Source organism: Micromonospora acroterricola (assembly GCF_003172955.1).
In the GTDB taxonomy this organism is placed as follows: domain Bacteria; phylum Actinomycetota; class Actinomycetes; order Mycobacteriales; family Micromonosporaceae; genus Micromonospora; species Micromonospora acroterricola.
Genome location: NZ_QGKR01000304.1, coordinates 1 through 7,677, shown reverse-complemented (window position 1 = coordinate 7,677; position 7,677 = coordinate 1). Strand labels below are relative to the sequence as shown.

Below are 7,677 nucleotides of genomic sequence, written 5' to 3'. Positions count from 1 at the left end.
TCGTCGGCGTCGGCCCGCGCCCCCCGAGCCTGCTCGCGGGCGCGGGCCGCGTCGGCCGCCGCGTCCTCGGCGTCACCGCGGGCCTCGTCGCGTTCGGTCTGCGCCGCCGCGATCTCGGTGGCGGCCTCGGCGCGGGCCTGGGCCAGCTGCCGCTGCACACCCACCGGGGACAGCTCCGCGTGCAGCGCCTCGGTCAACGTCTCGACGATCTGGTCGAGCCGGTCCACCGCCTCCCACGTGCGAGCCACCTGCCCGGGCAGGCCGGGGGCGTTGCGGTGGCGCATCCGGCTGTTGCGGGAGGCACGCTGGCAGGCGCCGTCGTTGTCCCGGCAGTAGCGAAACGGCCGGCCCGCGCCGACACGCTGCGGCACCGGCCGTCCACAGTGGGCGCACGGGCGGGTGTCGGTGGGGGTGGGCTGGGCGTCCATCGAGGGCGAAGTCTAGTGCCGGCCGACCGGACGCCTCGCCGCGCCGTCAGCCCGCTGGGCGATCGCGGCTCAGGGCGTGGCGATCGCGGCGCGGGAGCGGTCGGTGGCGATCCGGACCGCCAGCGCGGCCAGCGCCGTGCCGGTCACCCACTGCTGCACCCGCAGCCAGACCGGCCGGCGGGCGAAGAATCCGGCCAGCGCGCCCGCGCTGAGCACGATCAGGGCGTTCACGCTCAGCGCGACGGCGATCTGGGTCAGGCCGAGCAGCAGGCTCTGCGCCGCGACGTATCCCCGTCCCGGATCGACGAACTGTGGAAGCAGCGAGACGTACAGGATGGCGATCTTCGGGTTCAGCAGGTTGGTGACCAGGCCCATGGTGAACAGCCGTCGCGGCCGGTCCGGCGGCAACGGCGCGGGCGTGAACGGGGAGTGCCCACCCGGGCGCAGCGTCCGCCAGGCCAGCCAGAGCAGATAGCCGGCCCCGGCCAGCTTCACCACCGCGTACAGCGCCGGCACCAGGACGAAGACGGCCGCCAGCCCAGCGACCGCCGCGGCCAGGTAGACGCCGAACCCGGCGGCCACCCCGACCAGCGAGATCATCCCGGCGCGGCGGCCCTGCGCCACCGAGCGGGAGACCAGGTAGACCATGTTCGGGCCCGGCGTGAGCACCAGCCCCAACCCGACCAGCGCGATACCCAGCAGCGCACCCGCACTCACCATGACGACCCCCCGTCGCACCGACACCCACACCGACCGTAGGCCGGGCAGCCACCCCGGCACAGGGCCACCTGGCAGGCCGTGGCCTGCGGGTGGGAAAACCGGACGTCGCGGCGGAAACCCCGTCCGGCGGATGACGACGGGAATGGCAGCCGGCCCGACTGCGCTGACCCGTTGCGGTGCGCATCGCCGGCCGGAGGCGGCGCGTTACGGTGGCCAGGGAGGTGCCGCAGGGTGACCGAAGCGTGGGAAGCGGCCGTGGAGGCGCAGATCCAGGGGGCCGTGCAACGCGGCGAGTTCGACGACCTGCCCGGCATGGGCAAGCCGATCCCCGGCCGCGGAATGCCGTACGACGAGTCGTGGTGGATCAAGAGTTTCCTGGAGCGCGAGGCGCTCCCCAGCGACCTGCTGCTGCCCACGCCGCTGCAACTGCGCCGGCGCATCGAGCAGGTCCCCGCCGAGGTCCGCGACCTGCCCACCGAGCAGTCCGTCCGGGACTTCGTCGGGGCGCTGAACGCGCAGATCGTGGCCTGGCTGCGTAACCCCGAGGGACCCCGGGTGGCGGTACGTCCGGTGAACGTCGACGAGGTGGTCCGCCACTGGCGCGCCGAACGCTCGTCGCGTCCAGCGCCGGCGCCCGCCACCGAGCCGGCGCCCGCCATCGCACGGGCACACCGGCCCCGGTGGGCGTGGCTGCCGTGGCGGCGCCGCCGGGTGACCTGACCGGTCACCGGCTGGACGTGGACGGGCAGACTGTGCGGATGCGGATCGAGCTGCGCACGGAGGCCACCTCGCCAGAACTCGTCCTGCGCCCCTGGCGCGAGGACGACCTGGACGCGCTGGTGGAGGCGTACCGGGACCCGGTGCTGCAACGGTGGACCCGGTACCCGGTGCAGACCGCCGACCAGGGGCGGCAGTGGCTGGAGCGGACGCGGCAGGACTGGGACGACGGCCGGCGGCTCAGCTTCGCCGTGCTGGAGGACGGCGCCGACGGTCCACAGCTGGTGGCGAACGTGGTGCTCAAGGGAGTCACCCCCGGGGTGACGGTGGCCGAGGTCGGCTACTGGACGGCGGCGTGGGCCCGCGGTCGGGGCGTCGCCCCGCGCGCGGTCACCGCGCTGAGCCGGTGGGCGTTCGAGCAGTTCACCGGGCTGGAGCGCCTCGACCTGCTGCACCAGGTGGACAACCCGGCCTCCTGTCGGGTGGCGGAGAAGAGCGGCTACCTCTTCCAGGAGGTGCTGCCGGCGTATCCACCCTTCCCGCGCGACGGCCACCGGCACGCGTTGACCGCTCCCGGGCTTGTCGCCGCCACGGTGTCCGGCCGCGCCCGGTAGGGCGGGTCAGTCCAGCGCCGCGCGCCAGCTCCACGACGTGCGTCGCGCGGGAAGAGCCGCCGCAGCACCAGCGCGCTCAGCCGCGGCGGCGGCTGCCACGGCACGCCCAGACCGAGGGTGATGTCGTGCGTGTGCAGCAGGGTCTCGGCGGTGGTCCAGCAGGTCCAGGTCAGCGTGCCGGCCGGCACCGACCAGTCCTGCTCCCGGTGCGCGTCGAGGACCCGGGTCATCTCCTCGGCCGCGTCCCGCACGTCGGCGCCGTCCATCCCTGGCATCCGTCGACCCTCGCAGCGCCCGGTCGTCCCCGCAACGAGAATCCGCTCAGCTGCGCGCGGGCGACCACCCGTCGGCGACGAGTCGGGAGGCGTCGCCGCCCTCGCCCTGGAAGAGCATGCCGGCCCGGTCCGCCGCGACGACCCGGTCGACGTAGACGCCACGGCCCTGCCCTGAGCCGTCCGTGCTGCTGCTCCACCGCAGGTGGGTGGCCTGGTCGGGCAGCGTCACGGAGACCTGCCACCAGACGCGTCCGCCGTAGCCGGTCACCGTGCCGTCGGCGGTCCACCGTCGCCCGGCGTCACGCAGTTGCATCGTCGCCGGCGCCCACGTCTGTCCCCCGTCGGTGGAGACCTCGAAGCGCGCGCTGTCGTAGCGGGGCTCGGTGTCGTACCAGAGCAGGAAACTCGCCGTTCCAACCCGCGCCGGCCGCCGCAGCGGGGCGGTGAGGGTGCTCGTCGCGGAGTCGCGGGGGTCGGCCCGCCAGGCGCTGGTCGAGCGTGGCCGCACCGGCATCGCCTCGGCGAGGTCCCGCGCGACCGCACGGCGCGCCACGTTGTTGCTGCCCCAGCCACGGTCGGGGTGTACCCGGTTGCTGAGCAGGATGACGAACGAGTGGGAGAGCGGGTCGATGACGATGGACGTCCCGGTGAAGCCGGTGTGCCCGAAGGCCACGGGCGACGACAGCCCCATCATGTACCAGTGCTTGTTCAGCTCGAACCCGAGCCCGCGGTCGCTCTCCGGGTAGGTCGACTCCAGGGCCGCGTTGTAGTTGACCAGCATCGTGCGCACGGTGGCCGGCCGCAGGACCCGCCGGCCGCGGTACTCGCCGCCGTTGAGCAGGGTCTGGCACAGCACGGCCAGGTCCGCCGCCGTGGAGAAGACGCCGGCGTGCCCGGCCACACCGCCGAGCGACCAGGCGTTCTCGTCGTGCACCTCGCCCCAGACCATCCCGCGCCCGGCGTACGGCTGGTACTCGGTCGCGGCGATCCGCGACCGGCGCTCCGGGCCCGGGTTGTAGCCGGTGTCGGTCATGCCCAGCGGCCCGGTCACGCCGTCGCGGACCAGCTCGGCCAGCGGCCGGCCGGTCACCCGCTCCACCAGCACGCCCAGCGCGATCAACCCGAGGTCGGAGTAGACGTACTGGGAACCGGGCGTCGCACCGGCCGCGAGGGGCGTGGCGAGCGCGGCGGCGAACCGCTCGGCCGGCGTCGGGTACCTGCTCCACAGCGCCGTGAACGCGGGCAGCCCCGACGTGTGGGTGAGCAGCATCCGCACGGTGACCGTCGCCTTGCCGCCCGCGGCGAACTCCGGGACGTACCGGGCGACCGGCGCGTCGAGCTCCACCCGACCCCGCTCCACCTGTTGCATGGTGACGATCGTGGTGAACAGCTTCGACACCGACGCCAGGTCGAAGATGGTGTCGGGCCGCGTCGCGATCTGCTGCTCGGCGGGGAGCTCGACGCCGACCAGGCCGGGCGGTGGCCCGACGGAGGCGTACCGCACGGCCTTGCCCACGGCGGCGTGCTGGACGATCACGCCGTCCTTGGCGGCCAGGGCCACCGCGCCGGCGTACGTCGGGTATCCGGGATGGTCCGCCGTCGGTTGGAGATAGGCCGCGAGGTCGCCGGGAAGACGGTCCACCTGCTCGGGGAGCAGGCCGACCTGGCGGGCGCTGCCGCGTCGTAGCGTGTCGTGCCGGAACTGGATGTCGTCGGGGGTGACGGTTGGCGGTCCGGACGACGGCGGCGCGGCCAGCCCGGCGGTGGCGGGCAGCGTCGTGCCCAGCATCGCCAGGGTCACGGCGAGCGCGAGTGAACGGAGTGGACGACGGGTCGACCTGGTCATGACCGCACTCCTCAGTAGAGCAGGTAGGGCCGGCGCCGCCGGTTGAAGGTGGCCAGCTCGTCGGCCCACGCGCCGACGACGTCGTCCACGTCCGCGCCGGCGTCAATCTGGGTACGCAGTCGCGGCGAGCCGGTGAGCTTGTCGATCCAGTAGGGGCGCACGGTGTCCCACGAGTCGCGCCGCCAGGCGAACGCCGGGTACTTGTGCGCCTCCACCAGCATCGCCACGCCGGTGCGGATCGGGTCGTACACGGCCGGGTCGACGACCTTGACCTCCACGCCGGCGCAGAGCTTGTTGAGCAGGTCCGGCTTCTGCCCGGCCGCGGTCGGCGAGAAGTACGCCTCCCGGAACTCGACCCCGGGCAGGTTGCGGGCGTTGAGTCGGTCGCCCCAGTGATGGTCGAAGTCGGTCGCCAGGCCGCCGATCAGCTCGAAGGGGCGGCACGTGCCCCGACCCTCGGTGATCGAGGCGACGCCCTCGAACAGGCCGGTGCCCGGGTAGACCAGCGCGGTGTCCGGGGTGGGCATGTTCGGGCTCGGCATCACCCACGGCACGCCGGTGTCGGCGGCGAGGTCGTCGCGCTTCCAGTGCCGACACCGCACCACGTGCAGGTCGACCGGTCGCCCCGCCTCGGCCGGCAGGAACGTGCCGTTGAAGAACCGGGCGAGCTCCCCGACGGTCATCCCGTGCTGCTGGATGATCTCCTTCAGGCCGACCCCCGAGGTGTACGGCGAGGTCATCATCGGGCCGTACGCCCGCCCGCCGATCGGGTTGGGACGGTCCAGCACGACGTAGCGTTTGCCGACCCGGGCCGCGGCGACCATCGAGGTGTACATCGTCCAGATGTAGGTGTAGAAGCGGACCCCGACGTCCTGGATGTCGAAGACCACCGTGTCGACCCCGGCCTCGGTGAACATGGCTTCCCACCGGGCCTGCGAGGCGCCGTACGCGTCGTACACCGGGATGCCGGTGCGCGCGTCGACGCCGGTGCCCTCGCTGCCGCCGGCCTGCGCGGAGCCGCGGAAGCCGTGCTCGGGGCCGAACGCCGCGGCCAGTTGCACCTGGCCGGAGCCGTGCATCAGGTCGACGAGGTGCCGGTAGGCCGCGTCCACGCCGGTGGGGTTGGAGACGACGCCCACCCGCTGGCCGGCGAGCACGGCGAACCCCGAGGACACCAGCTCGTCCAGGCCGGTGCGGACCCGGCGGCCACCGGAACTGGCCGACGCCGGCGCCCCGCCGACAGCGAGTGCCCCTGCCCCCAACGCGCCCGTGCCGACCGCGCCGGCAAGGAAGTTCCTCCGCTGCATGTGTTGCCTCCTACCAGCTCAGGCCGTGGCCGTAGGGGTAGAGCACGGAGCCTGTGCCCTCGGCCGTGGGGATCGTGACGGGCAGCCGTCCGCTCGGGGACAGCTCGCCGTGCAGCGCGCGGACCAGGGCGTCCATCGCCGCGCGGGTGTACGAGTAGGTCGCCAGGTAGGTGGTCACGCCCGGCAGGTACGCGATGTCGTAGGGATCGCGGACCGCCACGACGACCACCGGCCTGCCGGTGGCGAGCAGCGCCGCGACGAGGCGCTGCTGTGTGGCGCGCGGGTCGGTGACGGTCGTGTCCCACGCCTTGTTCACCAGCACGACGGTGAGGTCGTGCTGGGCGGCCTGGGCGGCCGTCGCGGCGATCACCTCGTCGGAGGGCAGGGTCGCCGGCCGGGCGGTGGCCCGGGCGCCCCGGGCGGTGAAGCCGTCGGCGACCGTCGCGACCGGGGCGAAGGCCGCGCTGTTCCAGCCGGTGACCAGCACCGACCGGTCGGCGCGCGGCAGCGGTAGAACGCCGGCGTCGTTGCGGACGGCGGTGAGCGTCGGGTCGGTGACCCGGGTGACGGCGGCGAGGTGCTCCGGCGCGCCGACGGTCTCCACCGCCTTCTCGACGTCGACCAGCGGTGAGCGGGCCAGTCCCTGGCGGTACTTCATGGCGAGGATGCGCCGGACCGACTCGTCGATCCGTCGTTCGGTGAGCTCGCCGGTGGCGACCGCCCGCAGCACGGCGTCGCGCGCGAGCGCGAGGTCCGGCGGCATCAGGAGCTGGTCGGCGCCGGCCTTGAGCGCCAGCACCGGCACCCGCTCGTCGCCGTACTTCTCCCGCACGCCGGCCATGTTGAGCGCGTCGGTCACGATGACGCCCCGGAAGCCGAGCTCGCCCCGCAGCACGCCGGTGAGGATCGTCGGCGACAACGTCGCCGGGTCGCCGGAGGGGTCGAGCGCGGGGACCACGATGTGCGCGGTCATGATCGATTCGACGCCGGCCTTGATCGCCCGCCGGAACGGTGGCGCGTCGATGCGGTCCCACTCGGCACGGGTGTGGTTGATCACGGGGAGGCCGGTGTGGCTGTCGGTGGCCGTGTCGCCGTGGCCGGGGAAGTGCTTCGCCACGGCGGTCACCCGGGCGCCGTCCTGGAAGCCGGTGACCTGGGCGGCGGTGAGGTCGGCCACCAGGGTCGGGTCGGCGCCGAAGGACCGGACGCCGATCACCGGGTTGCCCGCGTTGACGTTGACGTCGGCGATCGGCGCGTACGGCTGGCGGATGCCGACGGCCCGCAGCTCGCGCCCGGTGACCTCCGCGGCGGTCCGGGCGGCCGCGGACGACCGGGCGGCCCCCAGCGCCATCGCACCGGGGAACTGGGCGGCGGGGGAGGGCATCCGTACCACGGTGCCCTGCTCCTGGTCGGTGGAGATGAGCAGCGGCACCCGGCCCTTCGCGCCGTCGCCGAGGGCCGCCCGCTGGAGTCCGTTGGAGAGGGTCGCGATCTGCCGGGGACTGTCCAGGTTGTGCGACCAGGAGAAGTAGCAGACGCCGCCGAGGTGGTACCGGCCGATCACCTCGGCCGGTGTCTCCACGCCGAACGCGGCGAGGTTCGCGGCGCGGTCGGCGGCCGTGGGGGCGGTGGCGTCGCCGCCGTAGACGTAGGTGGAGAAGAGCTGGCCCACCTTCTGCTCCAGGCTCATGTGCCGCAGCGTCGACGTGACCCAGCCGTGCTCGGCGGATGAGGGACGCGGTGGGGTGGCGGCCTGGGCGGGGATGGGGG

The 7,677-nt window shown here is 74.0% G+C and carries 7 protein-coding genes and 1 pseudogene; 2 read left to right on the top strand and 6 right to left on the bottom strand.

The genetic code is table 11. The features are described from left to right. Nucleotides 1-428: pseudogene (locus tag DKT68_RS26775) on the bottom strand (hypothetical protein); the annotation flags it as partial. 69 nt (nt 429-497) lie between these two features. Continuing rightward, nucleotides 498-1,148, bottom strand: a complete 651-nt coding sequence (locus DKT68_RS26770; RefSeq protein WP_109820155.1) for a LysE family translocator — start codon at nt 1,146-1,148, stop codon at nt 498-500. A gap of 231 nt (nt 1,149-1,379) precedes the next feature. Here DKT68_RS26770 and DKT68_RS26765 point away from each other — a divergent pair, with 231 nt between their 5' ends. Both DKT68_RS26765 and DKT68_RS26760 read left to right on the top strand, forming a co-directional pair. Continuing rightward, nucleotides 1,380-1,868 carry a DnaJ family domain-containing protein gene (locus DKT68_RS26765; RefSeq protein ID WP_109820152.1) on the top strand — a complete coding sequence of 163 codons (489 nt, stop codon included), beginning with the start codon at nt 1,380-1,382 and terminating at the stop codon, nt 1,866-1,868. Continuing rightward, on the top strand, nt 1,829-2,479 hold the full coding sequence (locus DKT68_RS26760; RefSeq protein ID WP_236647086.1) for a GNAT family N-acetyltransferase: 651 nt from the start codon (nt 1,829-1,831) through the stop codon (nt 2,477-2,479). The genes DKT68_RS26765 and DKT68_RS26760 overlap by 40 nt, the downstream gene beginning before the upstream one ends. Here the strand turns inward: DKT68_RS26760 and DKT68_RS31620 are convergent. From DKT68_RS31620 to DKT68_RS26740, 4 genes are all read right to left on the bottom strand, one after another. Continuing rightward, a complete protein-coding gene (locus DKT68_RS31620; protein ID WP_201749207.1) occupies nt 2,365-2,754 on the bottom strand; it encodes a hypothetical protein in 390 nt (129 codons plus the stop codon). The two genes, DKT68_RS26760 and DKT68_RS31620, sit on opposite strands and share 115 nt — an antisense overlap. Nucleotides 2,755-2,800: 46 nt before the next feature. Beyond that, nucleotides 2,801-4,600 (bottom strand): serine hydrolase domain-containing protein, encoded by a 1,800-nt coding sequence (locus DKT68_RS26750; RefSeq protein ID WP_109820151.1) that lies wholly within the window; start codon nt 4,598-4,600, stop codon nt 2,801-2,803. A gap of 11 nt (nt 4,601-4,611) precedes the next feature. Then, nucleotides 4,612-5,907, bottom strand: coding sequence for an exo-beta-N-acetylmuramidase NamZ family protein (locus DKT68_RS26745; protein ID WP_109820150.1), 1,296 nt, complete (start codon nt 5,905-5,907; stop codon nt 4,612-4,614). Nucleotides 5,908-5,917: 10 nt separating this feature from the next. Then, nucleotides 5,918-7,677, bottom strand: a 1,760-nt coding sequence (locus DKT68_RS26740; RefSeq protein WP_236647085.1) for a glycoside hydrolase family 3 protein, incomplete at its 5' end; no start/stop codon positions are given.

Coding starts and splice junctions, on each gene's coding strand:
- DKT68_RS26770 (WP_109820155.1), bottom strand. CDS start 1,148: ATGGTGAGTGCGGGTGCGCTGCTGGGTATCGCGCTGGTCGGGTTGGGG.
- DKT68_RS31620 (WP_201749207.1), bottom strand. CDS start 2,754: ATGCCAGGGATGGACGGCGCCGACGTGCGGGACGCGGCCGAGGAGATG.
- DKT68_RS26750 (WP_109820151.1), bottom strand. CDS start 4,600: ATGACCAGGTCGACCCGTCGTCCACTCCGTTCACTCGCGCTCGCCGTG.
- DKT68_RS26745 (WP_109820150.1), bottom strand. CDS start 5,907: ATGCAGCGGAGGAACTTCCTTGCCGGCGCGGTCGGCACGGGCGCGTTG.